Below are 23,534 nucleotides of genomic sequence, written 5' to 3'. Positions count from 1 at the left end.
AGGCTATATGCAGGATCGAATCTAACGAAGTCCCGCGGGATACACAAACATCGAGCGGTAATATTGCTCCGCGTGGCATACTCGACTGACACGGATCACGAAGAAGGCCCGTTATCGTGCCCCACAACATCGCCATCATCATGGACCCCGTCACGGGGATCAAGCCGGCCAAGGACACGACCTTCGCCATGATGCTCGCCGCCCGGGCCCGGGGTCACGCCGTGCACTATCTCGAAATGAACGATCTGTGGGTGGAAGACGGCCGCGCCATGGGCCGCAGCCGCCCGATCGAGGTTCGGGACCGGGCCGAAGCGTTCCACGAACTGGGGACGGAAACCACCGGCCCGCTGGATCGCTTCGATGTCATCCTGATGCGCAAGGATCCACCGGCGGATGCCGAATACCTGTACGCCACCTACACGCTCGAGCTGGCGGAACATGCGGGAGTATGCGTATCGAACCGGCCACAGGGGCTGCGCGACATCAACGAGAAGGCGTTCACGGCGCTGTTTCCGGACTGCACCCCGCCGACGCTGATCACCCGCGACCGCGCCCGCATCCGCGCATTCCTCGAGCAGCACGGCGATATCGTGGTCAAGCCGATGGACGGCATGGGCGGGAGTTCGATCTTTCGCATCCGCGAGGGCGACCCGAACACTTCGGTGATCCTCGAGACCATGACCCGGTTCGATCGGCGCACGGTCATCGCGCAGCGCTTTCTGCCGGAGTTCACGGCCGGCGACAAGCGCATCATCATGATCCATGGCGAACCTTTCGGACACGCCCTGGCACGCATCCCGGCACCCGGTGAATCGCGCGCCAATCTGGCGGCCGGGGGTCGGGGCGCGGCCGTACCTCTGACCGCGCGCGACCGCGAGATCTGCGAGCGCGTCGGGCCGGAGCTGCGGCGGCGCGGCATCCATTTCGCCGGACTGGACGTCATCGGGGAATCCCTGACCGAAATCAACGTCACCTCCCCGACCGGCGTGCGCGAGCTGGACACGGCCTGCGACGCAGACCTCGCCGGCCGCTACATCGATTGCGTGACGGGGGAAACCGCATGAATCCGCGCCGCACCTTGCTATTCCCTGTCCTCGCAGCACTGACCACGATGCTGCTGGTGGCCTGCGAACGCACGCCGGAAACCGAGCAACTGCAGTTCCGGGCCTTCGGCACCCTGGTCGAGGTCGCGGTCGCCCCGGCCGGGGAATATGACCTCGCCGAGATCGAACGCGAGCTGCAGGCGGAGCTCGACATCCTGCATGCCTCCTGGCACGCCTGGGAAGAAGGTTCGCTCGGGCGCACCAACCAGCTGCTGCCGCTGCAACGCGAATTCAGCGCCCCGCCGTCGGTGCTGCCGCTGATCGAGCAGGGCCGCGCGGTGGAGGAGGCCACCGACGGACTGTTCAATCCCGCCATGGGACAACTGATCGCCGCCTGGGGCTTTCACCGGGACGAGCCCGCCGGCCCGCCCCCGGATGCCGACACGCTGGCCGAGCTGCTGGAGGACCCGCCGTCGATGGGAGACATCAAACGCAACGGGGTCCGCCTGACCGGGCACCACCCGGACCTGCAGCTGGACTTCGGCGGACTGGCCAAGGGCGCGGCCGTGGAGCGCGCGCGTGACCTGCTGGCCGACCTGGGCGTGGAGGCGGCCATCGTCAACGCCGGCGGCGACCTGATGACGCTGGGCCGGCCCGCCGGCCGCGACTGGCGCATCGGTATCCGCCACCCGGACGGGGGCACCCTCGGCGGCATCGAACTGGGCGGAGGCGAGGGCCTGTTCACCTCCGGGGACTATGAGCGCGGTTACGAACACGAGGGCGAACGCATCCACCACGTGATCGACCCGCGCACCGGCCGACCGACCGAGGGCGTGCGCTCCGCGACCGTGCTGCATGGGGACGGCGGCCTGGCCGATGCGGCGGCCACCACCCTCATGATCGCCGGCCCCGAACACTGGCCGGAATACGCCGCCCGGCTGGGGGTTGACCACGCCCTGGTGGTGCTCGCGGACGGTCGCATCGAGGCCACGCCGGCGATGGCCGCGCGCGTCGAGATCGGGGAGCCCCACCCCGAGCCGGAGGTCCGCGAACGGCCGGAGGCCGGCTCCACACCGTGAGGGTTCCGGGCCTGCGCTGGGGGGACGCGGTCATCGCCGCAACCGGGGCCGGACTGGTCGTGACCGCCTTCATCCTCGCCTGGAACCCCGACGCGGGGACCGGGGCCCGCAGCCTGGTCATCACCCAGGCCGGCGAGCCCGCGCGCCGGGAGCCTCTGGAAGGCCCGCGCGAACTGCGCCTGCAGGGCCCCGCCGGGACTACCCGTGTGGAGATCGAAACCGGGCGCGCGCGCTGCGCGGAATCCCCCGGCACGCAGAACATCTGCGAGGGGGCCGGCTGGCTCTCCACCCACGGCGACATGGCCATCAGCCTGCCCAACCGCCTGACCCTCCGAGTGGAGGGCGCCGAACCCGCCTGGGACAGCATCCACTACTGACCGTGGACGTCGACCGCCCCGCCTCCCGCCGCGATCGCCAGATCGCTGCCCTCGCCGCCATCGCCATCGGAATCCAGATCCTGGAAGCCGCGATCCCCGGTCCCGTCCCGGGCATCAAGCCGGGGCTGGCCAATATCGTGACCCTCGTCACACTGCTCACGCTCGGCTGGCGCGCCGCGGTCGCCGTCACCCTGCTGCGGGTGGTCGGCAGCAGCCTGCTGCTGGGCACCCTCCTGAGCCCTGCCTTCTGGCTCTCGCTGACCGGCGCCCTGGCCGCTCTCGCCGCGCTGGCCCTGCTGGCGCCATTCGCCCCGCGACACGTCGGCGCCACGGGGCTGGCCATCGCGGCCGCCATGGCGCATGTCACCGGGCAGTTCCTGCTCGCCTGGCTGGTGATCATCCCGCACCCGGGCCTGCCCCTGCTTCTGCCACCCCTGTGGCTGGCCGCGCTGATCGCCGGCGCCGCCACCGGTATACTGACCGCCCACGTACTTTCCGATCCCCGGATCCAGCGCCATATCCGCCATGCCCGCCCCCCAGGACCAGCCTGAGCGCCCGGTGCCGACGCCCCCGTCGGAACAAGCCGCCGCACGTCCGAACCATCTCGCCACGATGGTCTTCCTGGCGGTGCTGGCCCACGGGCTCGTGATCCTGGGCATCGGCTTCACCGTGGACCTGCCCGACCCCAGCCCGCGCGAGCCGCTGGACGTTACCCGGGTTGCGGATCCCGAGGCCGCCGCGCCACCCCCCGAGGAAGTCGAGCGCATCGCCGAAATCGACCAGGAGGCGAGCGCCGAAGACCCCGAAGACCAGGAAGCCACCGCCCCCGAGGCCGCAGACGAAGGCACCGGCGAACCCGGCCCCGAAGGCGTGGAGGCCCCGCTGCCGGAACCCGGTCCGCTGGTGGCGCAACCGTCGCCCCCCGAACCCGAACCGCAGCCGGAGAGGCCCGAAGCCGAGGAATCGCCGGAACCGGCCCCGCCCGAGGTCGCCGAACCGGAACCGATCGAGACCCCCGAGGCCGAGCCGCGCCCGGATGCCGCCACCCTGATGAACCGCGGACTGGAGAGCGCCCGCGCGGCCCCGGCGGAGGAACGCCAGAGCTTCGCCGCACGCGGCCAGCGCACCCGCTATCTCGACAGCCTGTCGGCGCGCAGCGCACCGGAGGCGGCCTATCTCCAGGCCTGGATCGACAAGGTCGAACGCGTCGGCAACCTCAACTACCCGGACGAGGCCCGGCGTCAGGGGCTTTCCGGCAGCCTGGTCCTGTCCGTGCGCCTGAACCCCGAAGGTGAACTGATCGATATCCAGGTCGCGCGCAGTTCCGGCGAACCCGTGCTCGACGAAGCCGCCATCCGCATCGTGGAACTGGGCGCCCCCTACGCCCCGTTCACCGAGGCCATGCGCGAGGAATACGACGAACTGGTCATCACCCGTACCTGGGCCTTCCGCCGCGACGAAGTCCGGCAGGTGCGCTGATCACCGGCGTACCCCAAACCCGACACGGTGATTGATCGCAGCCCGGCACAAGCCGATACTGGAACCCATGGATACCGCAAGCTCAGGCACTCTGGAATCGAGCCTGCGCGATCAGTTCCTGATCGCCATGCCGTCCCTCAACGACGGGCTGTTCAGCCACGCCGTGGCCTACGTGTGCGAACACGACGCGGAAGGCGCGCTGGGGCTGGTGATCAACCAGCCAACGGAACTCACGCTGCGCGACCTGCTGCAGCATGTGGAGCTGGAGCCGGCCGACTATCTGCCGGAGCTGCCGGTGTTCCGCGGCGGGCCGGTACAGCCGGAGCACGGGTTCGTGCTGCATTCCTCGGAGCAGCAGTGGCGCGCGACCCAGCCGCTGACCGATCAGGTCAGCCTGACCACCTCGCGTGACATCCTCGAGGCCATCAATGCCGGCGAGGGTCCGCAGCGGGTACTGATCACCCTGGGGCATGCCGGCTGGGGCCCCGGGCAACTGGAAAGCGAGCTGGGCGAAAACGCCTGGCTGACCGCCCCTTCGGATACGGGGATCCTGTTCGAGACGCCGCCGGCGGAGCGCTGGTCGCGCGCGGCCGAACTCATCGGCATCGACGTCAACCTGATCAGCTCGGCCTCCGGGCACGCCTGAACCCGTGGCCTTCCTGGCGTTCGACTACGGGCGCCGCCGCATCGGCGTGGCGGTGGGCGAACCGCTGACCGGTTCGGCGCGGGGCCTGATCACGCTGGCCGGCGGGTCGCCGCCGCCGTGGCCACGCATCGACGCGCTGGTCACGGAATGGCGCCCGGAGGGGTTCGTGGTCGGCTGGCCCACCCAGGCGGATGGCCAGGCGACTCCGCTGGGCCCGGCCATCCTCGAATTCGGCGCGGCGCTCGAAGCGCGCTTCGGCAAGCCGGTATACTGGTCGGACGAGCGGCTGAGCTCGCACCTGGCCCGCGACCGCAGCCGGTCGGGCCGCAACGACCCGGGGCTGGATGCCCATGCCGCGGCCGTCATCCTCGAAGGCTGGTTTCTGGAGAATGCCCATGACGCCTGAAGTCCCCACCCTGCTCGACGACATGGCCGCGCGGACCCGCGAGCTCCTCGAAGCCCGCGGGATCGAGTCCCCGATCGTGGTCGGCATCCATTCCGGCGGCGTGTGGATCGCCGAACATCTGCGCGAGCGCCTGGGCATCCAGCGTCCGCTGGGCAAGCTGGACATCAGCTTCTACCGCGACGATTTCTCGCGCATCGGCATGCATCCGCAGGTGCGCCCCTCGGAACTCCCGGAGGACCTGGACGGCGAACACGTGCTGCTGGTGGACGATGTCCTGTACACCGGCCGCACCATCCGCGCCGCCCTGAATGAGCTCTTCGACTGGGGCCGCCCGGCCTCGGTCTCGCTGGTCGTCCTGGTCGAGCGTGACGGCCGTGAACTGCCGGTCTGCGCCGCGGTGGCCGGGGCCCACATGGAGCTGGGCCTGGCCGAGCAGATCAAGCTGCGCGGTCCCGAGCCGCTGAGCCTCGAACGCGTGGCGGTGGAGCCCCCGGAGGGCGCTGACGGATGACGGAGCTGCCCGCCGCGCACACCAGTCGCCTGCCCCAGCCCGGCCCGCTCCCCAACCGCCTGCAGCTGACCGACGAGGGGCAGTTGCGGCACATGCTCACGATCGAGGGGCTGAACCGCACGCTGCTGACCGAGATTCTGGATACCGCCGAATCGTTCGCCAACATGAACGAGAAGGCGGTCAAGAAGGTCCCGCTGCTGCGCGGCAAGACCATCGTGAACCTGTTCTTCGAGGCCAGCACGCGCACGCGCACCACCTTCGAACTGGCCGCCAAGCGGCTGTCCGCCGACGTGCTCAACATCAATGTCAGCACCTCGTCGGCGGTGAAGGGCGAGAGCCTGCTGGACACCCTGCGCAATCTCGAGGCGATGAACGTGGACATGTTCGTGGTGCGCCACGAAGAGAGCGGGACCGCGCATTTCATCGCCCGCCACGCGGCCCCGGGAATCAGCGTGCTCAACGCCGGCGACGGGCGCCACGCCCATCCCACCCAGGCCCTGCTGGACATGTTCACCATCCGGCGACACAAGGGCGATTTCACCAAACTGAAGGTCGCGATCGTCGGCGACATCCTGCACTCGCGGGTGGCGCGCTCGCAGATCCACGCCCTCAACATCCTGCAGACCGGCGAGGTGCGGGTGGTCGCCCCGCGCTCCCTGCTGCCGGCGGATGTCGAGCAGCTGGGCGTGCATGTGCACCATGATCTGGACAGCGGGCTGCAGGATGTGGACGTGGTCATCATGCTGCGCCTGCAGCGCGAACGCATGGAGCACGCCCATCTGCCTTCCGAGCACGAGTATTTCCAGCGCTTCGGGCTCACCGCCCGGCGCCTGCAACTGGCCTCGCCCACCTGCCTGGTGATGCACCCCGGCCCCGCCAACCGCGGCGTCGAGATCGAATCCGCGGTCGCCGACGGCCCCCACTCGGTGATCCTGGAACAGGTGACCTACGGGATCTCGGTGCGCATGGCCGTGATGTCCATGGTGATGGGAGCCCATCAGTCATGAGCGTGGTCATCGAAAACGTCCGCATCCTCGACCCCGCCGACGGTTTTGATGCGGTGGGCGACCTGTGCGTGCAGGGCGAGGAGATCCTCGCGCGCGGCACCACCCCGGAGGGCTTCGAGCCACGCCGGCGCATCGACGGCAGCGGCCTGTGGGTGTTTCCGGGGCTGGTCGATCTGGCCGCCCGTACCCGCGAACCGGGCGAGGAGCACAAGGCGACCATCGCCTCGGAAACCCGCGCCGCGGCGCGCGGCGGTGTAACCACCCTGGTCATGCCGCCGGATACCCATCCGCCGGTGGACTCGCCGGCGGTGCTCGAGCTGATCACCCGCCGCGCGCGCGAGGCCTGTGGCGTGCGGGTGTACGCCCTGGGCGCCCTGACCCACGGGCTGGAAGGCCAGCAGCTGGCGGAGATGGCCGCGCTGGTGCGCGCCGGCGCCCCCGGGGTCAGCAACGGGCAGCGTCCGCTGGCCAGCCTGCTGGTGCTGCGCCGCGCGCTGGAATATGCCAGCACCTTCGATCTGACCACCGTGCTGTCGGCCCAGGATCCGGCGCTGACCGGCTCCGGCTGTGTGCACGAGGGCCCGGTGTCCACCCGCCTTGGGCTGTCCGGCATTCCCGAGGCCGCGGAGACCGCTGCGCTGGGTGCGATCCTGGCGCTGGTGGAACAGACCGGGGCGCGGGTGCATGTCGCACGGCTGTCCACGCGGCGGGGCGCGGAGATGATCGCCAAGGCACGCAGCGACGGCCTCCCGATCAGCGCCGACGTGGCCGCCCACCAGCTGTTCCTCACCGAGGTCGACGTAGCCGAGTTCAATCCCGACTGCCACGTCATTCCGCCGCTGAGAAGCCAGCGCGATCGCGACGGTCTGCGTGCGGCCGTGGCCGACGGCAGCATTGCAGCCATCTGTTCCGACCACCAGCCGCACGAGGCCGACAGCAAGCTGGGGCCCTTCGCCGACACCCTTCCCGGCATCGCCGCGCTGGAAACCCTGCTGCCCCTGACCCTGCGCCTGGTCGAAGACGGGCTGCTGACCCTGGAGCAGGCCCTGTCGCGGATCACCACCGGCCCCGCGGAGGTGCTGGGACTGGAACATGGCCGCCTGACGCCCGGCGCGCGGGCCGATTTCGTGCTGTTCGACCCGGGCGCGATCCACGATCTCCAGCGGGATCAGTGGCTCAGCGCCGGCCACAACACCCCGTTTTTCAACTGGACGTTCGGCGGCGAGGTCCGCGAGACCTGGGTCGCCGGACGCCCCACCTGGACCCGCCCCGGCGAGGACGACGCATGAGCCCGCAGCACCCGCCGCATCGCGGCACCCTGTTCGAAGAGTCCGCCCGTATCCTGGCGCATGAAGATGCGGGCAGTGGCCAGTGGATCCTGCGGGTCGAGGCCCCGGAATGCGCGCGACGCGCGCAGCCCGGGCAGTTCGCCCACATCCAGTGCTCGCCGCGCCTGCCGATGCGGCGGCCGCTGTCGATCCAGCGCGTCGACCCCGACGCCGGCTGGGTGGAATTCCTGTACAAGACGGTGGGCGACGGCACCCGCGCGCTGGCGGAACAGCCCGTGGGCCGCAGCCTGCAGGTGCTGGGACCGATCGGCCGGCCGTTCACGCTGCACCCGGAGCGGCCGCGGCGCCTGCTGCTGGGTGGCGGCGTCGGCATCCCGCCGATGATCTTCCTCGCCGACCGTCTGCGCCAGCAGGGCGAGGCGGGCACCACCCGCGCGATCCTGGGATCCGAGGTCCCGTTCCCGTTTCGCCCGCGGCCATCGCAGATGCTGTGGCCGGGGCTGCCGGAGGGCGCCATCGGCACGCTGCCGCTGCTGGAGGACTGGGGCATCTCCTGCCGCCTCACCTCGAAGGCCGAGATCCCCGGGGCGTTCGACGGCTTCGTCACCGACCTCGCACGCGCCTGGCTGGGCGGACTGCCCCCCGCCGAACGCGGGGAGGTGGAGATCTTTGCCTGCGGGCCGCACCCGATGCTGGAGGCCTGCGCCGAACTGGCCGCGGAATTCGACCTGCCCTGCCAGGTGTCGCTGGAGGAATTCATGGCCTGCGCGGTGGGCGGCTGTGCCGGCTGCACCGTACCGGTGCGCACCGGCGAAGGCGTGGCGATGAAACGGGTCTGCGTCGACGGGCCGGTCTTCGCCTCCGCCGACGTCTTCCCCGAACCGGCCCCGTAACGGGCTATTCCGGCGGCTTGAGCTCTTCCTCGCCGCCTTCCTCGGCGGCCCCCACGCCGCCGCCGAAGTTGAGCTTCCACTCGAGGTTGGCGCGCGAATCGGCCTTGCTCAGCGCCTCGTTGAGCATCACGTCACCCGACTTGAAGAGCTTCACGATCGCCTGGTCGAAGGTCTGCATGCCGACCGAGGCTGACTTCGCCATGACCTCCTTGATCTCCCCGATCTCTTCCTTGTGGATCAGCTCGGAGATGTAGGGCGTGTTCACAAGGACCTCCAGCGCCGCCACCCGCGAGCCATCCTTCTTCTGCAGCAGGCGCTGGCCGATGATCGCCCGCAGGTTCAGGGACAGGTCCGACAAGATCTGCGAACGGTGATCCTCGGGGAACAGGTTGATGATGCGGTCCAGCGCCTGCGAGGCGTTGGTGGCATGCAGGGTCGACAGCACCAGATGCCCGGTGTCGGCGTAGTTGAGTGCGGCGCGCATGGTCTCGCGGTTACGCACCTCGCCCACCATGATCACGTCCGGCGCCTCGCGCATGCCCTCCTGCAGGGCGTGCTCGTAACTGGGCGTGTCGATCCCCACCTCGCGCTGGCCGACGATCGCCCGCTTGTGCCGGAACAGGAACTCGATCGGGTCCTCGACGGTAAGTATATGCCCGGTATCGATGGTCAGGCGGTGGTCGATCATCGCCGCCAGGGTCGTGGACTTCCCGGTCCCGGTGGAACCCACGACCAGGATCAGGCCGTCACGGTAGTTCATGAAATCCTTCAGCACCGGCGGCAGGCCCAGCTGCTCGATGGTGGGGATGGCGCTGCGGATGTAGCGGATGACCATCGCCACCTCGCCGCGCTGGCGATAGACGTTCACGCGGAAGCGGCCCAGCCCCTGGCGGGTGAGGCCGAAATTGACCGCGGTCTCCTCGTCGAAGATGCGCGCCTGATGGTCGTTCATCATCTCGCGGGCAATGCCCTCGGTCTGCCCCGGCGCCAGGGCCCGTCGCGCGATGGGCTGCAGCACGCCATCCACCTTGATCGACGCCGGCGCCCCGGTGAGGAAGAACAGGTCCGAGGCCGATTTCTGCGCCATCAGCTTGAGATAGGGCTCGATCTGCAGCTGGCGCTTCGCGGGCTCCCCGGCGGCCGCCCCGTCCGAACCGGTGTTCTGTGCTTCAGCGGACACGGAAATCCTCCGGATCGTCTTCCACCGAAATCCCTCCGCCGGTATCGGCCACTGCCGGGGCACCGTCGCGCCGCGCGCGCTCGCTGTCGAGCTTGATGCGCAGGCGCAGGTCGTTCACCGAGTCGGCGTTGCGCAGGGCCTCGTCGTAACTGATCTCGCCGCTCTCGTAGAGGTCGAACAGCGCCTGGTCGAAGGTCTGCATGCCCTGCTCGCGCGAGCGCGAGATCAGCTCCTTCATGTCGTGCACCGCACCCTTGAGCATCAGATCCGCCATCAGGGGGGTGTTAATCAGGATCTCCACCGCCGGCACACGCCCCTGGTCGTCCTCGCGGCGCACCAGACGCTGCGAAACCACCGCCTTGAGGTTCAGCGAAAGATCCATCAGCAGCTGTTCGCGCCGGTCCTCGGGAAAGAAGTTGATGATGCGATCCAGCGCCTGGTTGGTGCTGTTCGCGTGCAGCGTGGACAGGCACAGATGACCGGTCTCGGCGAAGGCCACCGCGTAGTCCATGGTCTCGCGGTCGCGAATCTCGCCGATCAGGATCACGTCCGGCGCCTGACGCAGCGTATTCTTCAGCGCGATCTGGTAGTCCTGGGTATCCACCCCGACCTCACGCTGGGTCACGATGCTCTTGCCGTGCTGATGCACGAATTCGATCGGATCCTCGATGGTCACGATGTGATCCGACGATGACCGGTTGCGATGACCGATCATCGCCGCCAGCGAGGTCGACTTGCCCGAGCCCGTACCCCCGACAAAGATCACCAGGCCGCGCTTCTCCATGGTGATCTCTTCCAGCTGCGGCGGCATGCGGATGTCCTCGAAGCGCGGGATCTCCGAATTGATCACGCGCATGACCATCCCCGCCCGCGCTGCCACGCTGGGTGAAGACGTTCACGCGGAAGCGCGAGATGCTCGCCAGACCGACGGCAAAGTTGCATTCCTGATTACGCTCGAATTCGGCCGACTGCTTGTCGTTCATCATCGCGCGCGCCAGTGCCTGGGTATGCGACGGGGTCAGTTTCTGCTCCGTCAGCGGTACCACGCGACCGTCGATCTTGGCCGCCGGCGGCATGCCCACCGTAATGAACAGGTCCGACCCGCCCCGGTCCACCAGGGCCTTCATCAGGTCGTGCATGTACTTGATCGCCTTGTCACGATCCATGGGCATCCTCCGATTGGCGTGGCCGCCCCGCCGGGCGACCATGGCGATAGCTCGAGATTACAGCGCGTCGGGGTTCACGGCCTTGCGGCGGGCGTCCTCGCGACTCACCTGGCCCTGGGCCAGCAGATCCTTCAGGCACTGGTCGAGGGTCTGCATGCCGGTGCCGGCGCTGGTCTGGATGGTGGAGTACATCTGCGCGATCTTGTTTTCGCGGATCAGGTTCCGGATCGCCGGGGTCCCCAGCATGATCTCGTGGGCCGCGATGCGTCCGCCCCCGATCTTCTTCATCAGGGTCTGCGAGATCACCGCACGCATGGATTCCGACAGCATCGCGCGCACCATGTCCTTTTCCGCAGCCGGGAAGACGTCGATGATGCGGTCGATGGTCTTGGGCGCCGAACTGGTGTGCAGCGTGCCGAACACCAGGTGCCCGGTCTCGGCCGCGGTCAGTGCCAGACGGATGGTCTCGAGGTCACGCAGCTCGCCGACCAGGATGGTGTCCGGGTCTTCACGCAGCGCCGAGCGCAGGGCCTCGGAGAAACCGTGGGTATCGCGATGCACCTCGCGCTGGTTCATCAGCGACTTTTTCGACTCGTGCACGAATTCGATCGGATCCTCGATGGTGAGGATGTGCCCGTAGTCGTTCTCGTTGCGGTGGTTGACCATCGCCGCCAGCGTGGTCGATTTCCCCGAGCCGGTCGGCCCGGTGACCAGCACCAGTCCGCGCGGGTAGTTGGAGATGTCCTCGAAGATCTTAGGGGTGGCCAGGTCCTCCAGGGTCAGGACCTTGGAGGGGATGGTACGGAACACCGCCGCCGCGCCGCGGTCCTGGTTGAAGGCATTGACACGAAAGCGCGCCAGCCCCGAAACCTCGAACGAGAAGTCCGTCTCCAGGAACTCTTCGTAGTCCTTGCGCTGACGGTCGTTCATGATGTCGTAGATCAGGCCCTGCACTTCCTTGTGCTCCATCACCGGGACATTCACCCGGCGCATGTCGCCATCGATGCGCACCATCGGCGGCATGCCCGCGGAGATGTGCAGGTCCGAGGCCCCGTTCTTGACCGAAAACGCCAGCAGCTGCGTGATATCCATTCAATCCCCCGTTGTTCCGGGCCGCCGCGCGCTCCGTCCGTGGCGACCGTGGATGGCGCCGATAAAGACACCACTTCTGATCATGTCTTCAGGACTATATCATAGGCCAATGACCACGCCAGAAGCCGCCCTCGAACGAGTTCACGCCCGCATCACGCAGGCCTGCCACCATGCCGGCCGTCCGCGGGATTCCGTCCACCTGCTGGCGGTCTCCAAGACCCGCGATGTCGCGGAAATCCGGGCCCTGCACCGCCTCGGCCAGACGGCTTTCGGGGAGAACTACGTGCAGGAGTTCATCGAGAAGCACGACGCCCTGGAGGCTCCCCCGGAACCGGCCGGGATCGAATGGCACTTCATCGGCCCGCTGCAGAGCAACAAGACCCGCGCGGTGGCCGAACGCGCCGCCTGGGTCCACACCCTAGAACGCGAGAAGATCGCGCGACGCCTGAGCGAGCAGCGTCCCGAACACCTCGGTCCACTGCAGGTCTGCATCCAGGTCAATGTCTCCGGCGAACCGCAGAAGGCGGGCGTGGAGCCGGACGCACTCGCGGCGCTGGCGGACGCGATCGCCGCCCTGCCGCACCTGCATCTGCGCGGCCTGATGACCCTGCCGTCGGCCGAAACCGACCCGGAACGCCAGCGCATCCCCTTCGCCCGCCTGCGCGAATTGCGCGACGACCTCTGCCGTCGCGGCCACGAACTCGATACCCTGTCCATGGGGATGTCGGGCGACCTGGAGGCCGCCATCCTCGAGGGGGCCACTCTGGTCCGCATCGGTACCGACCTGTTCGGCCCGCGCCCGACACCACCCGCCTGAATCCACCACCCGAGCCCGGAGCCCGCATGTCCACGCATTCCCGCGCAGTCGCCTTCATCGGTGCCGGCAATATGGGCGAGGCCCTGATCCAGGGGCTGGTCGACAGCGGCCGAGAACCGTCCAGCCTGGCCATCGCCGACAGCCGTCCCGAGCGCATCGACGCCCTGCAGCAGCGTTTTCCCGGGCTGGGGGCCGGCGCGGCGGAAGAACTCGCCGGCGACACCGGCATCCTGGTGCTGGCGGTCAAGCCGCAGACCCTGCCCGAGGTCGCACCGACGCTGCGCGACGCAGTGGCCAGCGGCGACCCGCTGGTGGTCTCCGTGGCCGCCGGGGTCACCACCGCCCGGCTGGGCGAATGGCTGGGACCGCAGGCGCGCATCGTACGGGCCATGCCCAACACGCCCGCGCTGGTGGGCGCCGGTGTCACCGGCCTGTTCGCCGGGCCCGGCGTGGGCGAGGAAGACCGCCGGGCCGCAACGGCCCTGATGGAGGCCGTCGGCCGCGCCCTGTGGGTGGAAGACGAAGAACTGATGCACGCCGTGACCGCGACTTCCGGCAGCGGTCCGGCCTATGTCTTCCTGATCATCGAGGCCATGCAGGCCGCCGCCGAAGAACTGGGGCTGCCGGCGGAGACGGCGCGCGAACTGACCCTGGGCACCCTGGCCGGGGCCACCCGGCTGGCGGCCAACAGCCCCGAGGATGCCGCGGAGCTGCGCCGGCGCGTCACCTCGCCCGGGGGCACCACCGAACAGGCCCTCAACGCGCTCGAGCAGGGAGATCTGCGCGGCCTCATGAGGCGTGCCATGCGGGCGGCGGCGGCACGCAGCGAGGAACTCGGCCGCGGCTAGGGAAACACTGATCATGTCCCTTGGCTTCCCGACAACCCTGGAGGAAAATACGCGTCTTCATTCGCGCCGCGCAGACCGCCAGGAGCCAGCATGAACCCCGGAGCCATGACCACCGGCCAGGAGATCCTTAACTTCCTCATCGGCGTTGCCTTCGGCATCGCCATCATCCTGCTGATGCTGCGGGTCATCTTCGGGCTGGTGCGGGCCGACTACCGCAACCCGATCTCGCAGACCATCCTGATGCTGACCACGCCGCCGCTGAACCTGCTGCGGCCGATCATCCCCTCCATCGGGCGCGTCGACACGGCAGCCATCGTGTTGATGGTCGTCCTCAAATTCCTGGAACTGTGGCTGCGCGTCGCCGTACTGGGCATGCAAGCCGACCCGGTGGTCCTGCTGCTGGTGGCTGTCCGCGAACTCCTGATCACCGCGATCTGGGTGTTCATCATCGCCCTGATCGTCGAAGTCGTGATGAGCTGGGTACAGGCCGGCGGCGGGGGCGGCTACAACCCCATCGCGCGGCTGGCGGCCGACGTGAACCGCCCGATCCTGGGCCCGCTGCGGCGCATGCTCCCGTCCACCGGGGCCATCGACTTCTCGCCGATGATCGCACTGGTCGGGCTGTATATCCTGACCATCATCGTACGCGGCATCTTCTGAGATCCGGCTGCGCAAATCACGTCAGACGGACTAGACTGGAATCAGGGGCGGAACCCGCCGCCCGGCTCCGGTATGGATCCCGGGGCATGGTTCAAGCGAATGAGGAGTCCGATATGACAAGAGTGCAGCGTGTTCTCGGTGGCGTCGTCTCGATCGTGGCCGCCCTCGCCCTCGGCAGTTCGGTGGCGAACGCGAACGAGACCGGGTTCGACGATCACGTGGTCTATTACAACGTCATCAACACCACCTTCCTGTCGCCCGAAGTTGCGCGTGCCTATGACGTCCGTCGCAGCAGCAACCGTGCAATGATCAACGTCACCGTCATGGAACGCACCGATGACGGTCTGCAGGCCGTTTCCGCCGATGTCAGCGGCAACGCGGTCAACATGAACCAGCAGTCGCGCAGCCTGCGCTTTCGCGAGATCGAGGACGGCGACGCGATCTACCACCTCTCGGAAATGACGGTGCGCGCGGGCGAAGAAATGACCTTCAATCTGGAGATCACGCCGGCGGGGTCGGACGTGGTCCTGCCGATCGAGTTCGAGCAGAAGTTCTACGTCGACTGACGCGGCCTCGACCCCGGCCATCCCGCCTGCCGCCGGGGCGGTCTCCGCCCCGGCTTCGACCCGCGCCCGCCGCTACAGCTACAGCAGCAGCGCCACCAGCATCCCCGCGCCATAGAGGACGATCGCCGCGCCCGCGAACTGGCGCACCCGGGGCTTGCGCACGAAACCCGCCAGCTTCGCCGCGAACACCCCCATCAGCAACAGGTTGGGCAGCGTCCCCAGCGCGAAGGCCGCCATCAGCGCCGCGCCCTCCAGCGCGCCGCCGGCACTCAGCGACCAGGCCAGCACGCTGTAGACCAGACCGCAGGGCAGCCAGCCCCACAATCCGCCAACCACCAGCGCCTGGCCCGGATTGCGCACCGGCAGAAAGCGCCGACCCAGCGGCTCGATGCGCCGCCACAGCACCCCGCCCACCTGCTCCAGGCGCGCCAGCACCGGCCACCACCCGGCAATGTAGAGTCCCAGCAGTATCAGGAAGATCGCGGCCACCACCTGCAGGATGGTCTGCCCCGCGGGCAGCCCCCCGAGCAGCGTGGCACCCAGCCACCCCGCCAGCGCCCCGGCAATGACATAGCTGGCCATGCGGCCGATGTTGTAACCCAGCAGCAGCGGCCACACCGGGCCACGGCGCCCGGCATGCCCCATGGAAATGGCCCCCACGATCCCGCCGCACATCCCGAGGCAGTGCACCCCGCCGAGGATGCCCACCGCGGCGGCCGCCAGCAGCGTACCCGGATCAGCCATGATGTCGTGCGACCGTCATTCCCGGCCGCCCTGTTCTTCCGGTGCCTCGCCGCGCTCCTCCAGCACCGCCAGCTTGGTGCGGATGAACGTGGCGTGCGGCACGTACAGCAGGTCCGCCAGCCGCCGGATCACCGCCTCCTGGCGCTTGTGCAGCTCGTCGTTGGCCAGCGCCGAGCGCCACAGGGCCTTCATGATCGCCGCCTTCTGATCGGCATCGAAGGCAGCGTTCACCTCGCGCACCACCGGATGCAGGGAGACCAGCGCATCGCTCTTTTCCCGTGCGATGTCCAGCAGCGCATCGGCCGCCTCGTCGTCCAGTCCGAACATCTCGATCAGGTTGGCGCGCACGGTCTCCAGCTCCGCGTCCACGAGCTGGAAGTCGGCGCGGCACACCTCCATCATCAACGCCGCTGCCGCGCGCTGCAGCCGTTCCTGTTCGTCGCCGGTCTCGCTGTCACTGCGTTCGGCGCGCATCAGCTGCTGCCAGCGCGCCCGCAACTGCTCGATCATCGTCTGTCTGCTCCCGGTGAAGGCCCATCGTTGAGGCCATGACCATGCCCCCGGGTTCCGCGGCGACCACCCCGGCCGCGGCCCGGTCTCTGGCGGCGTTCCCGCGCGGCCCATAATTTGTAGCCATGAACCCGGAACCCGACCTGCTCCTGCTCTCCGGCGGCATCGAAAGCGCCGCCCTGCTGCGCCGGTGGTGCGCCGACAACCGCCCCGTCATCGCCGCCTGGGCCGACTATGGCCAGCGCAATGCCGCGCGTGAGCGGGCTGCCGTGCGCGCCCTGGCCGAAGCCGAGGGCGTGCGCCTGGAGACCGTGGAAACCGGGGCCCTGCGCGAGGCGTTCACCCGGCGTTCCGACTGGGTCGGGCATGTCCCGCTGCCGCAGCGCAATCTGCTGATCCTGGCCCTGGCGGTCAACCTGGCCCAGCACCACGGGGCCGGACGCATCCTGCTCGCGCTCAACCGCGAGGACGCCGGGCACGGCCCGGGCAGCCGCGCGGCCTTCCTGCAGGACTTCGGCTCGCTGGCCGCCCGGCTGGTTCCCGGCCTGTCGGTGGCCGCCCCGCTGCGGGAGCTCGGCAAGGCCGATATCATCCGCCGGGGCGGACAGGACGGAGTGCCATGGCGCCTGACCTGGAGCTGCCTCCTGGGTCAGGAACGCCATTGCGGCCGCTGCCCCCAGTGCCACGCCCGCCAGGCCGCCTTCGCCGCCGCCGGCGTCCCCGACCCGACCGACTACCGCCAGCCACCCGGACCACGGACACCATGACCGAAGAAACCCCGCGCCACATCCTCGAACGCCTGGAAATCGCCATCCTGACCGGCGAGACCCTGCAGCTGCACTGGGCCGGACCCGATGACGGGCCCGATGCCGGGCGCGCCTGGATGGGCCGCGTGACCCCGCGCGAGGTCACCGCGGACGACCACGGGCATCACTGGCTGGAAGGCACCTGCGAGGACGAGACCGTGCACATCCGCCTGGACCGGATCCGCAACATGCCCACGCCGGTCAAGTGAGCCCGTCCAGCAGATCCGACAGGTCCTCCAGCAGCACCCGGTCATCGCTTGTCATCGGGGTGCCGCTCTCGTCCGGGTAGCGCATGCCGCGCAGCTGGGCGATGCCCGCCCGGTGCGCGCTGGCAAGCGCATGCAGGTTGTCGTCGACCAACAGGGTGCGCGCAGGGTCGTGGGGTGCCACCGCCTGCAGGCGCTCCCAGAAGGTCGCGTCCTCCTTGGCACAGAACAGGTCATGGGCGGAGACAATGCGGTCGAGATGGTCCCCGATCCCGGTCAGGCGGTGCTTGAAGGCATACACCTCGGGATGCGCGTTGGTCACCAGCACGCGCTCGCGCCCGCTGGCCGCGATCCGGTCCAGGACCTCGACGGCGCGCGGCTTGATCGCCACGTGGTGGGCCAGCTCGCGCTTGAGCGCGAGCACGTCGAGACCGGTGAAATGGGTCCAGTGGTCGACGCAGTACCACTCCAGGCGCCCGCGCACCCGCTGCATCTCGTCTTCCAGCCGCCGCCGGGCGCATTCCGGGTCATCGGGCTGGCAGCGCATGTATTCCTGCGGGATCAGCTCCCCCCAGAACCGGTTGTCGAAGTGCAGGTCCAGCAGCGTGCCGTCCATGTCGAACAGCACGGTATCCACCCGCGACCAGTCCACCGGCGTGGCGGGCGTCTCGGGATTTTTCGCGCGGGTCTGCGAGTCCATGGGATGTGGGGAAGCAACGACGGGATTGACGATGCACAGAATAACCGAAACACGAACGGCACGCGGACCCGGCGCGATTGCGACGGGGCTGATCCTGGCCCTGGGCGGTGCCCTGGCGACGGCACCCGCCATGGCCATGGATCCGGATGACCCGGACTACGACCCGCTGGAGGACGACAGCCTGTGGGAGGACGGCCCCCCGGGCCCCGGTCAGGTGGATCCCGAGGACGCCCAGACCACCAGCCCGGAACTGCGGATCTACGCCGAGCCGCCGGAAGAGCGCGACACACCGCTGCATCACCACGACAACCACCTGACCCTCGACGAAGACAGCCTGAACGACGGATGGGTGCGGCTGCGCCAGTGCCATAGCGGCCTGGCCGAGATCAGCCGCATGTCCATCGTGTACAATGAGCCGAACATCCGGGGCCTGCGGGTGGCCAGCGCCGACGAGGTCGAAGATGCCTGGGCCGAGGACGACCGGGTCGTCGTCATTGGCGTCACCGAGGCCTCGGAGCTGTGCGTCGAAGCCGAGATGCGCGTGGTCGAGAACCGGGGCAACGGCGAATACGTGCTGGAGAACGGGCCGTTCATGCGCCGCTTCCTGGACGGCTACTTCCCCATGCGCGTGACGCTCACGCTGTCCTGGGGGGATCTGGACCTGTCGCTGGAAGACACGATCCCCGAACGGCAGCCCGGCGTGGACGTCCGGGGTTTCGAGCACGGCATGATCCTGGACACCACCTTCGAGGGCGAGCTGGAGACCCGGATCCGGCTGAGCCGCGACGAGTGACCCGCGTCCGGGAGCAGCCTGTCTGCTCCCGGACGCCCCGACCGATGGACCCGCAATGAGCCGCGACAAGCCCGCCGTCCACGAACGCCGCACGGTGGCCCGAAGCCGCCTGTTCGAAGTGGAGGAGCTGGACCTGGAATTCAGCAACGGGGCCCACGCCTGTTTCGAACGCCTGGTCAGCCGCGGCAACGGGGCCGTGATCATCGCCCCGGTACGCGACGATGGCCATGTCCTCCTGATCCGCGAATACGCCGCCGGCACCCACCGCTACGAACTCGGCCTGCCCAAGGGGCGCATGGAGCGCGGGGAGGAGATCATCGCCGCGGCCAACCGCGAGATCATGGAGGAGGTCGGTTATGCCGGCCGTCGCCTGACGGCGATGGGCAGCCTGACCGTGGCCCCCGGCTACATGAGCCATCAGACCCATCTGGTCCTGGCCGAGGACCTCTACGAGCAGCGCGCCGAGGGTGACGAACCCGAGGCCATCGAGGTGGTGCCCTGGCCCCTGGATGCCCTGGAGGAACTGGTGCAGCGCGAAGACTGCACCGAGGCCCGCTCCATCGCTGCCCTGTACATGATCCGCGAACACTTAAGGAAACAATCTTGACCGACAATGCATCCGCCGCCGTGCCCGAAGGCGCGGCCCTGTCCGCCCTGCTCAACGAGGTCGGCACCGTGGCCGAGGACGCCGGCCGCGCGATCCTCGAGATCTACGAAACCCGCTTTGCCGTCACCGAGAAGGACGACCGCTCGCCGCTGACCGAGGCCGATCTGGCCGCCCATCGCGTGATCAGCGACGGCCTGCGCGAGATCGCCCCGCAGTGGCCGGTGCTGTCGGAGGAAGGCCAGGACATCCCGTTCGCCACCCGCCAGGACTGGGACACCTACTGGCTGATCGATCCGCTGGACGGCACCCGCGAATTCGTGAAGCGCAGCGGCGAGTTCACCGTCAACATCGCGCTCATCCACAACCATGAACCGGTGCTGGGCGTGGTCTGGTGCCCGGTGCTGCAGCGCCTGTACGCCGGGCAGATCGACGGCGAGGCCTTTCGCCGTGACGCCGACGGGCCGCGCACGTCCATCCACGTGTCCACGCCACGCTCTCCGGAAGAAACGGTCCGGGTGGCCGGCAGCCGCTCGCACGGCGCCGAACGCCTGAACGCGGTGCTGGAACGGCTCGGCCCGCACGAACTGGTCAGCCTCGGCAGTTCCATGAAGCTGTGCCTGGTGGCCGAGGGCAGCGCCGACATCTACCCCCGTCTGGGACCGACCTCGGAATGGGATACCGCCGCCGCCCACGCGGTGGTGCGCGCAGCCGGAGGCCGCGTCACCGACCTGGACGGCAATGACCTGCGCTACAATACCCGCGACAGCCTGCTGAACCCGGAATTCCTGGTCTGCAACGGCGACCCCGCCGACTGGCTCGCCCGCCTGGGCCTGCCCGACGCCGCATAACCCCCTCAGCGCGCCGGCGGGTCCAGCAGGTCGCGCACCCGGGTGGCGATCTCCTCGATCGAGCGTTCGGTCACGTCCAGCTGCGGGATTTCCCAGACCTCCAGAAAGGTCGCGATCGCCCGGGTCTCGGACCGGCACTGCTCCAGGCTGGCGTAGCGGCTGCCCGGGCGCCGCGCCTCGCGGATCTGTGCCAGACGCTGCGGATGAATGGTCAGCCCGACCATGCGCCCCTCCAGCCCGCGCAGGGGCTGCGGCATGTGCGGCGTCCCGCCATGATCCAGGTCTTCCGGCACCAGCGGATAATTGGCCGCGAACAGGCCGTAGTGCATCGCCAGATACAGGCTGGTGGGGGTCTTGCCCGAGCGCGAGGCCCCCAACAGCACCACGTCGGCCACCGCCAGATCGGTACTGGCCAGGCCGTCGTCGTGTGCCAGGGTGTAGTTGAGGGCATCGATCCGGCGATCGTAACGCTCGGCATCGCCGCGCCCGTGGGCCCGCCCCGGAACCGCCTCGGCCTGTGCCCCCAGGATCGCCTCCAGGCGTCCCAGGTGTTCCCCGAGCACGTCGATCACCGGCACCGGACAGTGTTCCAGCTGCGCCCGCAGCTGCCCATCGGCCAGCGTCGCCACCACCAGCGCCGGTTGCGGCCCCTGCTCGATGCGCGCGAACGCCGACGACAGACGCCCGGGTGACTGCACGAACGGAAGACGGTGCCAGTCCGGCGCCAGCGCCGGGAACTGGGTGAACAGCGAGCGCGCCAGGGTTTCCGCAGTGATCCCGGTGCCGTCGGATACCAGGTACACCTGCGGGCAGCGCGGTTCGCCCGAAGCAGCCGGGTCGCCGCCCGCCATGCCCGTTACCCCCGGCCGCCCGCCTGACGCAGCTGCGCCAGGCTCTTCCAGGTGGAGATCAGCGCATCCGGGTTGAGCGACAGCGAGTCGATACCCTGTTCCATCAGCCAGCCGGCCAGCTCGGGGTAGTCCGACGGCGCCTGGCCGCAGATCCCCACGTACTTGTCCTTGCGCCGCGCCGCCTGGATGGCCAGCGCCAGCAGCTGCTTCACGGCCTCGTCGCGCTCGTCAAAGGAGTCCGCCACCAGCCCGGAGTCGCGGTCCACGCCCAGCGTCAGCTGGGTCAGGTCGTTGGAGCCGATGGAGAACCCGTCGAAACGCTCGAGGAAGGCATCCGCCAGCAGGGCGTTGGACGGGATTTCGCACATCATCACGACCTTCAGGCCGTTCTCGCCGCGCTTCAGGCCTTCCTCCTCCAGCACCTGCAGGACGTCGTCGGCCTCCTTCAGGGTGCGCACGAAGGGCACCATGATCTGCACGTTGTCCAGGCCCATCTCGTCGCGTACCCGGCGCAGCGCCTCGCATTCCATCGCGAACGCCGGGCGGAACACCGAGGCGCGGTAGCGCGAGGCGCCGCGGAACCCCAGCATCGGGTTCTCTTCCTCCGGCTCGTAGCCGGCCCCGCCGATCAGGTGGGCATATTCATTGGACTTGAAGTCCGACAGCCGCACGATCACCGGCTCCGGCGCGAAGGCCGCCGCCAGGGTCGCCAGGCCTTCCGACAGCTTGCGCACGAAGAACTCGCGCGGGCCGTCATCGAAGCCGTGCAGGCGCTCGGCGATCCGTTCGCGCACCGCCGGCTCGAGGCGCTGCGGATCCTCGGCATAGTCCAGCAGTGCCAGCGGATGCACGCCGATGGTGCCGTTGATGATGAACTCCAGCCGCGCCAGGCCGATGCCCGCATGCGGCAGCTGCGAGAAGGCGTAGGCGCGCCCGGGGTTGGCGACGTTGAGCATCAGCTTGAGCGGCAGCTCCGGCAGCTCCTCCGGGCTGGCCTGCTCCACCTCGAAGGGGATGTGGCCCGGGTACACGTAACCGTCGTCGCCCTCGGCGCAGGACACCGTGGCCTCGAAGCCGTCGCTCAGCTTTTCGGTGGCATCGCCGCAGCCGACCACCGCCGGCACGCCCATCTCGCGCGCGATGATCGCCGCGTGGCAGGTGCGCCCGCCGCGGTTGGTCACGATGGCCGCGGCACGCTTCATGATCGGCTCCCAGTCGGGATCGGTCATGTCCGCCACCAGGATGTCGCCCTCTTCCATGCGGTGCATCTCGTCGGGCGACTCCAGCACCCGCACCACGCCGCTGCCGATGCGTGAGCCGATCGCACGCCCGGTCACCCGCGGCTCGACGTCGTGCTCGCCCAGCCGGTAGGTCTCGCCACCGCCGACCTCCACCCGGCTCTCCACCGTCTCCGGGCGCGCCTGCACGATGAAGAGCTCGCCGGTCTCGCCGTCCTGCGCCCACTCGATGTCCATCGGCCGGCCGTAGTGCTGCTCGATCGCCACCGCAAAACGGCCCAGCTGCTCCGCGTCGGCGTCCGACAGGCAGAAACGCCGGCGCAGTTCTTCCGGGGTATCCTCGGTCTGCGTGCCGCCCTCGGTGAGCACCATGCGGATCGCCTTGGTGCCCAGCGTGCGCCCGATCACCGCGCGCTTGCCGGCGGCCAGCGCCGGCTTGTACACCTGATATTCGTCGGGGTTCACCGAGCCCTGCACCACGGTCTCGCCCAGGCCCCAGGCGCCGGTGATGAACACCGCGTCACGGAAGCCGGTTTCGGTGTCGAGGGTAAAGATGACCCCGGAGGCGCCGATGTCCGAGCGCACCATGCGCTGTACCCCGGCGGACAGCGCCACCTCGTCGTGGGCAAAGCCGTTGTGCCCGCGGTAGGCGATGGCACGGTCGTTGTACAGGCTGGCAAAGCACTCGCGCACCCGCTGCAGCAGGGCCTCGATGCCGCGCACGTTGAGAAAGGTCTCCTGCTGCCCGGCGAACGAAGCCTCGGGCAGATCCTCGGCAGTGGCCGACGAGCGCACCGCCACCGGCACGTCCTCGCCCAGCTTCGCGTAATGCTCGCGGATCGCGTCTTCCAGCTCCGCGGGCAGCGGGGAGGCCTCGATCCAGCCGCGCACCTCGCGCCCGGCGGCGCGCAGGGCCTCGATGTCGTTGATGTCCAGCCCGGCCAGCCGCTCCTTGATGCGGGCATCCAGCCCGTCGCGCGCCAGGAACGTGCGAAACGCCGAGGCAGTGGTGGCGAAACCGCCCGGCACCCGCACCCCGGCGGCCCCCAGCTGCCCCAGCAGCTCGCCCAGCGAGGCGTTCTTGCCACCGGTCTCGGCAACATCGTTCATGGTCAGGTCGGCGAGGTCGATCACCCAGCTCATGGCCGGCTCCTTGATTGTGTGAATCGGGT

At 69.0% G+C, this 23,534-nt stretch carries 27 protein-coding genes and 1 pseudogene; 20 read left to right on the top strand and 8 right to left on the bottom strand.

What is annotated here, in order from left to right:
- Positions 1-116 precede the first annotated feature (116 nt).
- From gshB to F788_RS0101330, 11 genes are all read left to right on the top strand, one after another.
- Positions 117-1,064, top strand: coding sequence for a glutathione synthase (gene gshB, locus F788_RS0101380; protein ID WP_019589034.1), 948 nt, complete (start codon positions 117-119; stop codon positions 1,062-1,064).
- The gene (locus F788_RS0101375; RefSeq protein WP_019589033.1) at positions 1,061-2,122 is read left to right on the top strand and encodes an FAD:protein FMN transferase; all 1,062 of its coding nucleotides are present in this window, start codon (positions 1,061-1,063) and stop codon (positions 2,120-2,122) included. Before gshB ends, F788_RS0101375 begins: the two co-directional genes overlap by 4 nt.
- Positions 2,119-2,499: a NusG domain II-containing protein gene (locus F788_RS0101370; RefSeq protein ID WP_018869684.1), complete on the top strand. Its 381-nt coding sequence runs from the start codon at positions 2,119-2,121 to the stop codon at positions 2,497-2,499. The genes F788_RS0101375 and F788_RS0101370 overlap by 4 nt, the downstream gene beginning before the upstream one ends.
- Positions 2,500-2,501: 2 nt before the next feature.
- Positions 2,502-3,050 (top strand): Gx transporter family protein, encoded by a 549-nt coding sequence (locus F788_RS0101365; protein WP_018869683.1) that lies wholly within the window; start codon positions 2,502-2,504, stop codon positions 3,048-3,050.
- Complete coding sequence (locus tag F788_RS0101360; protein ID WP_019022680.1) at positions 3,025-3,978, top strand: energy transducer TonB; 954 nt, start codon at positions 3,025-3,027, stop codon at positions 3,976-3,978. Before F788_RS0101365 ends, F788_RS0101360 begins: the two co-directional genes overlap by 26 nt.
- 67 nt (positions 3,979-4,045) lie before the next feature.
- Positions 4,046-4,624, top strand: a complete 579-nt coding sequence (locus F788_RS0101355; RefSeq protein ID WP_019022679.1) for a YqgE/AlgH family protein — start codon at positions 4,046-4,048, stop codon at positions 4,622-4,624.
- Between the two features lie 4 nt (positions 4,625-4,628).
- Positions 4,629-5,030: a Holliday junction resolvase RuvX gene (ruvX, locus tag F788_RS0101350; protein WP_019589031.1), complete on the top strand. Its 402-nt coding sequence runs from the start codon at positions 4,629-4,631 to the stop codon at positions 5,028-5,030.
- Complete coding sequence (pyrR, locus tag F788_RS0101345; protein ID WP_019022677.1) at positions 5,020-5,541, top strand: bifunctional pyr operon transcriptional regulator/uracil phosphoribosyltransferase PyrR; 522 nt, start codon at positions 5,020-5,022, stop codon at positions 5,539-5,541. The genes ruvX and pyrR overlap by 11 nt, the downstream gene beginning before the upstream one ends.
- On the top strand, positions 5,538-6,548 hold the full coding sequence (locus F788_RS0101340; protein WP_018869678.1) for an aspartate carbamoyltransferase catalytic subunit: 1,011 nt from the start codon (positions 5,538-5,540) through the stop codon (positions 6,546-6,548). Before pyrR ends, F788_RS0101340 begins: the two co-directional genes overlap by 4 nt.
- Positions 6,545-7,837, top strand: a complete 1,293-nt coding sequence (locus F788_RS0101335; RefSeq protein ID WP_019589030.1) for a dihydroorotase — start codon at positions 6,545-6,547, stop codon at positions 7,835-7,837. The genes F788_RS0101340 and F788_RS0101335 overlap by 4 nt, the downstream gene beginning before the upstream one ends.
- Positions 7,834-8,730 carry a dihydroorotate dehydrogenase electron transfer subunit gene (locus F788_RS0101330; protein ID WP_019589029.1) on the top strand — a complete coding sequence of 299 codons (897 nt, stop codon included), beginning with the start codon at positions 7,834-7,836 and terminating at the stop codon, positions 8,728-8,730. Before F788_RS0101335 ends, F788_RS0101330 begins: the two co-directional genes overlap by 4 nt.
- A 4-nt stretch (positions 8,731-8,734) precedes the next feature.
- On the opposite strand, the gene F788_RS0101325 is transcribed toward F788_RS0101330, so the two are convergent.
- From F788_RS0101325 to F788_RS0101315, 3 genes and pseudogenes are all read right to left on the bottom strand, one after another.
- Positions 8,735-9,844, bottom strand: a complete 1,110-nt coding sequence (locus F788_RS0101325) for a PilT/PilU family type 4a pilus ATPase (RefSeq protein WP_026300893.1) — start codon at positions 9,842-9,844, stop codon at positions 8,735-8,737.
- Between the two features lie 55 nt (positions 9,845-9,899).
- A pseudogene (locus F788_RS13300) lies at positions 9,900-11,076 on the bottom strand (PilT/PilU family type 4a pilus ATPase).
- A gap of 57 nt (positions 11,077-11,133) precedes the next feature.
- Positions 11,134-12,168, bottom strand: coding sequence for a type IV pilus twitching motility protein PilT (locus F788_RS0101315; protein WP_019022672.1), 1,035 nt, complete (start codon positions 12,166-12,168; stop codon positions 11,134-11,136).
- Positions 12,169-12,277: 109 nt separating this feature from the next.
- Between F788_RS0101315 and F788_RS0101310 the strand changes: the two genes are divergently transcribed.
- The 4 genes from F788_RS0101310 (at position 12,278) to F788_RS0101295 (ending at position 15,059) form a co-directional block, all read left to right on the top strand.
- A complete protein-coding gene (locus F788_RS0101310; RefSeq protein ID WP_019589027.1) occupies positions 12,278-12,985 on the top strand; it encodes a YggS family pyridoxal phosphate-dependent enzyme in 708 nt (235 codons plus the stop codon).
- A gap of 26 nt (positions 12,986-13,011) precedes the next feature.
- Complete coding sequence (gene proC / locus F788_RS0101305; protein WP_019589026.1) at positions 13,012-13,833, top strand: pyrroline-5-carboxylate reductase; 822 nt, start codon at positions 13,012-13,014, stop codon at positions 13,831-13,833.
- A 90-nt stretch (positions 13,834-13,923) separates the two neighbouring features.
- Positions 13,924-14,493, top strand: coding sequence for a YggT family protein (locus F788_RS0101300; RefSeq protein WP_018869670.1), 570 nt, complete (start codon positions 13,924-13,926; stop codon positions 14,491-14,493).
- A gap of 113 nt (positions 14,494-14,606) precedes the next feature.
- The gene (locus F788_RS0101295) at positions 14,607-15,059 is read left to right on the top strand and encodes a DUF4426 domain-containing protein (protein ID WP_026300892.1); all 453 of its coding nucleotides are present in this window, start codon (positions 14,607-14,609) and stop codon (positions 15,057-15,059) included.
- A gap of 78 nt (positions 15,060-15,137) precedes the next feature.
- Here F788_RS0101295 and F788_RS0101290 read toward each other — a convergent pair whose 3' ends face one another.
- Together F788_RS0101290 and F788_RS0101285 are read right to left on the bottom strand one after the other, a co-directional pair.
- Positions 15,138-15,803 (bottom strand): sulfite exporter TauE/SafE family protein, encoded by a 666-nt coding sequence (locus F788_RS0101290; protein ID WP_019589025.1) that lies wholly within the window; start codon positions 15,801-15,803, stop codon positions 15,138-15,140.
- Between the two features lie 15 nt (positions 15,804-15,818).
- Positions 15,819-16,313 (bottom strand): TerB family tellurite resistance protein, encoded by a 495-nt coding sequence (locus tag F788_RS0101285; RefSeq protein WP_018869667.1) that lies wholly within the window; start codon positions 16,311-16,313, stop codon positions 15,819-15,821.
- A gap of 125 nt (positions 16,314-16,438) precedes the next feature.
- On the opposite strand from F788_RS0101285, the gene F788_RS0101280 reads away from it, so the two are divergent.
- Both F788_RS0101280 and F788_RS0101275 read left to right on the top strand, forming a co-directional pair.
- Positions 16,439-17,080 carry a 7-cyano-7-deazaguanine synthase gene (locus F788_RS0101280; protein ID WP_019589024.1) on the top strand — a complete coding sequence of 214 codons (642 nt, stop codon included), beginning with the start codon at positions 16,439-16,441 and terminating at the stop codon, positions 17,078-17,080.
- The gene (locus tag F788_RS0101275; RefSeq protein WP_018869665.1) at positions 17,077-17,328 is read left to right on the top strand and encodes a hypothetical protein; all 252 of its coding nucleotides are present in this window, start codon (positions 17,077-17,079) and stop codon (positions 17,326-17,328) included. Before F788_RS0101280 ends, F788_RS0101275 begins: the two co-directional genes overlap by 4 nt.
- Here F788_RS0101275 and F788_RS0101270 read toward each other — a convergent pair.
- Positions 17,321-18,025: an HAD family hydrolase gene (locus tag F788_RS0101270; protein ID WP_019569448.1), complete on the bottom strand. Its 705-nt coding sequence runs from the start codon at positions 18,023-18,025 to the stop codon at positions 17,321-17,323. The genes F788_RS0101275 and F788_RS0101270 overlap by 8 nt on opposite strands.
- Positions 18,026-18,056: 31 nt before the next feature.
- Here F788_RS0101270 and F788_RS0101265 point away from each other — a divergent pair, with 31 nt between their 5' ends.
- Genes F788_RS0101265 through cysQ form a run of 3 tightly spaced genes read left to right on the top strand, consistent with a single transcriptional unit; the run spans position 18,057 to position 20,273 of the window.
- On the top strand, positions 18,057-18,818 hold the full coding sequence (locus F788_RS0101265) for a hypothetical protein (RefSeq protein WP_019589023.1): 762 nt from the start codon (positions 18,057-18,059) through the stop codon (positions 18,816-18,818).
- Positions 18,819-18,873: 55 nt separating this feature from the next.
- The gene (gene nudE, locus F788_RS0101260) at positions 18,874-19,425 is read left to right on the top strand and encodes an ADP compounds hydrolase NudE (protein WP_018869662.1); all 552 of its coding nucleotides are present in this window, start codon (positions 18,874-18,876) and stop codon (positions 19,423-19,425) included.
- Positions 19,422-20,273, top strand: coding sequence for a 3'(2'),5'-bisphosphate nucleotidase CysQ (gene cysQ, locus F788_RS0101255; RefSeq protein WP_019022663.1), 852 nt, complete (start codon positions 19,422-19,424; stop codon positions 20,271-20,273). The genes nudE and cysQ overlap by 4 nt, the downstream gene beginning before the upstream one ends.
- Before the next feature lie 5 nt (positions 20,274-20,278).
- Here cysQ and F788_RS0101250 read toward each other — a convergent pair whose 3' ends face one another.
- Together F788_RS0101250 and ppsA are read right to left on the bottom strand one after the other, a co-directional pair.
- On the bottom strand, positions 20,279-21,124 hold the full coding sequence (locus tag F788_RS0101250; RefSeq protein WP_019589022.1) for a pyruvate, water dikinase regulatory protein: 846 nt from the start codon (positions 21,122-21,124) through the stop codon (positions 20,279-20,281).
- A 5-nt stretch (positions 21,125-21,129) separates the two neighbouring features.
- The gene (gene ppsA, locus F788_RS0101245) at positions 21,130-23,505 is read right to left on the bottom strand and encodes a phosphoenolpyruvate synthase (RefSeq protein ID WP_019589021.1); all 2,376 of its coding nucleotides are present in this window, start codon (positions 23,503-23,505) and stop codon (positions 21,130-21,132) included.
- Between the last annotated feature and the right edge of the window lie 29 nt (positions 23,506-23,534).

Origin of the sequence: Thioalkalivibrio sp. ALE10, assembly GCF_000381385.1 — a bacterium.
Taxonomy (GTDB): domain Bacteria; phylum Pseudomonadota; class Gammaproteobacteria; order Ectothiorhodospirales; family Ectothiorhodospiraceae; genus Thioalkalivibrio.
This window is presented reverse-complemented; position numbering and strand designations above follow the sequence as displayed.

Coding starts and splice junctions, on each gene's coding strand:
- F788_RS0101375 (WP_019589033.1), top strand. CDS start 1,061: ATGAATCCGCGCCGCACCTTGCTATTCCCTGTCCTCGCAGCACTGACC.
- F788_RS0101360 (WP_019022680.1), top strand. CDS start 3,025: ATGCCCGCCCCCCAGGACCAGCCTGAGCGCCCGGTGCCGACGCCCCCG.
- F788_RS0101355 (WP_019022679.1), top strand. CDS start 4,046: ATGGATACCGCAAGCTCAGGCACTCTGGAATCGAGCCTGCGCGATCAG.
- pyrR (WP_019022677.1), top strand. CDS start 5,020: ATGACGCCTGAAGTCCCCACCCTGCTCGACGACATGGCCGCGCGGACC.
- F788_RS0101340 (WP_018869678.1), top strand. CDS start 5,538: ATGACGGAGCTGCCCGCCGCGCACACCAGTCGCCTGCCCCAGCCCGGC.
- F788_RS0101335 (WP_019589030.1), top strand. CDS start 6,545: ATGAGCGTGGTCATCGAAAACGTCCGCATCCTCGACCCCGCCGACGGT.
- F788_RS0101330 (WP_019589029.1), top strand. CDS start 7,834: ATGAGCCCGCAGCACCCGCCGCATCGCGGCACCCTGTTCGAAGAGTCC.
- F788_RS0101315 (WP_019022672.1), bottom strand. CDS start 12,168: ATGGATATCACGCAGCTGCTGGCGTTTTCGGTCAAGAACGGGGCCTCG.
- F788_RS0101310 (WP_019589027.1), top strand. CDS start 12,278: ATGACCACGCCAGAAGCCGCCCTCGAACGAGTTCACGCCCGCATCACG.
- proC (WP_019589026.1), top strand. CDS start 13,012: ATGTCCACGCATTCCCGCGCAGTCGCCTTCATCGGTGCCGGCAATATG.
- F788_RS0101300 (WP_018869670.1), top strand. CDS start 13,924: ATGAACCCCGGAGCCATGACCACCGGCCAGGAGATCCTTAACTTCCTC.
- F788_RS0101295 (WP_026300892.1), top strand. CDS start 14,607: ATGACAAGAGTGCAGCGTGTTCTCGGTGGCGTCGTCTCGATCGTGGCC.
- F788_RS0101290 (WP_019589025.1), bottom strand. CDS start 15,803: ATGGCTGATCCGGGTACGCTGCTGGCGGCCGCCGCGGTGGGCATCCTC.
- F788_RS0101285 (WP_018869667.1), bottom strand. CDS start 16,313: ATGATCGAGCAGTTGCGGGCGCGCTGGCAGCAGCTGATGCGCGCCGAA.
- F788_RS0101280 (WP_019589024.1), top strand. CDS start 16,439: ATGAACCCGGAACCCGACCTGCTCCTGCTCTCCGGCGGCATCGAAAGC.
- F788_RS0101275 (WP_018869665.1), top strand. CDS start 17,077: ATGACCGAAGAAACCCCGCGCCACATCCTCGAACGCCTGGAAATCGCC.
- F788_RS0101270 (WP_019569448.1), bottom strand. CDS start 18,025: ATGGACTCGCAGACCCGCGCGAAAAATCCCGAGACGCCCGCCACGCCG.
- F788_RS0101265 (WP_019589023.1), top strand. CDS start 18,057: ATGCACAGAATAACCGAAACACGAACGGCACGCGGACCCGGCGCGATT.
- nudE (WP_018869662.1), top strand. CDS start 18,874: ATGAGCCGCGACAAGCCCGCCGTCCACGAACGCCGCACGGTGGCCCGA.
- F788_RS0101250 (WP_019589022.1), bottom strand. CDS start 21,124: ATGGCGGGCGGCGACCCGGCTGCTTCGGGCGAACCGCGCTGCCCGCAG.
- ppsA (WP_019589021.1), bottom strand. CDS start 23,505: ATGAGCTGGGTGATCGACCTCGCCGACCTGACCATGAACGATGTTGCC.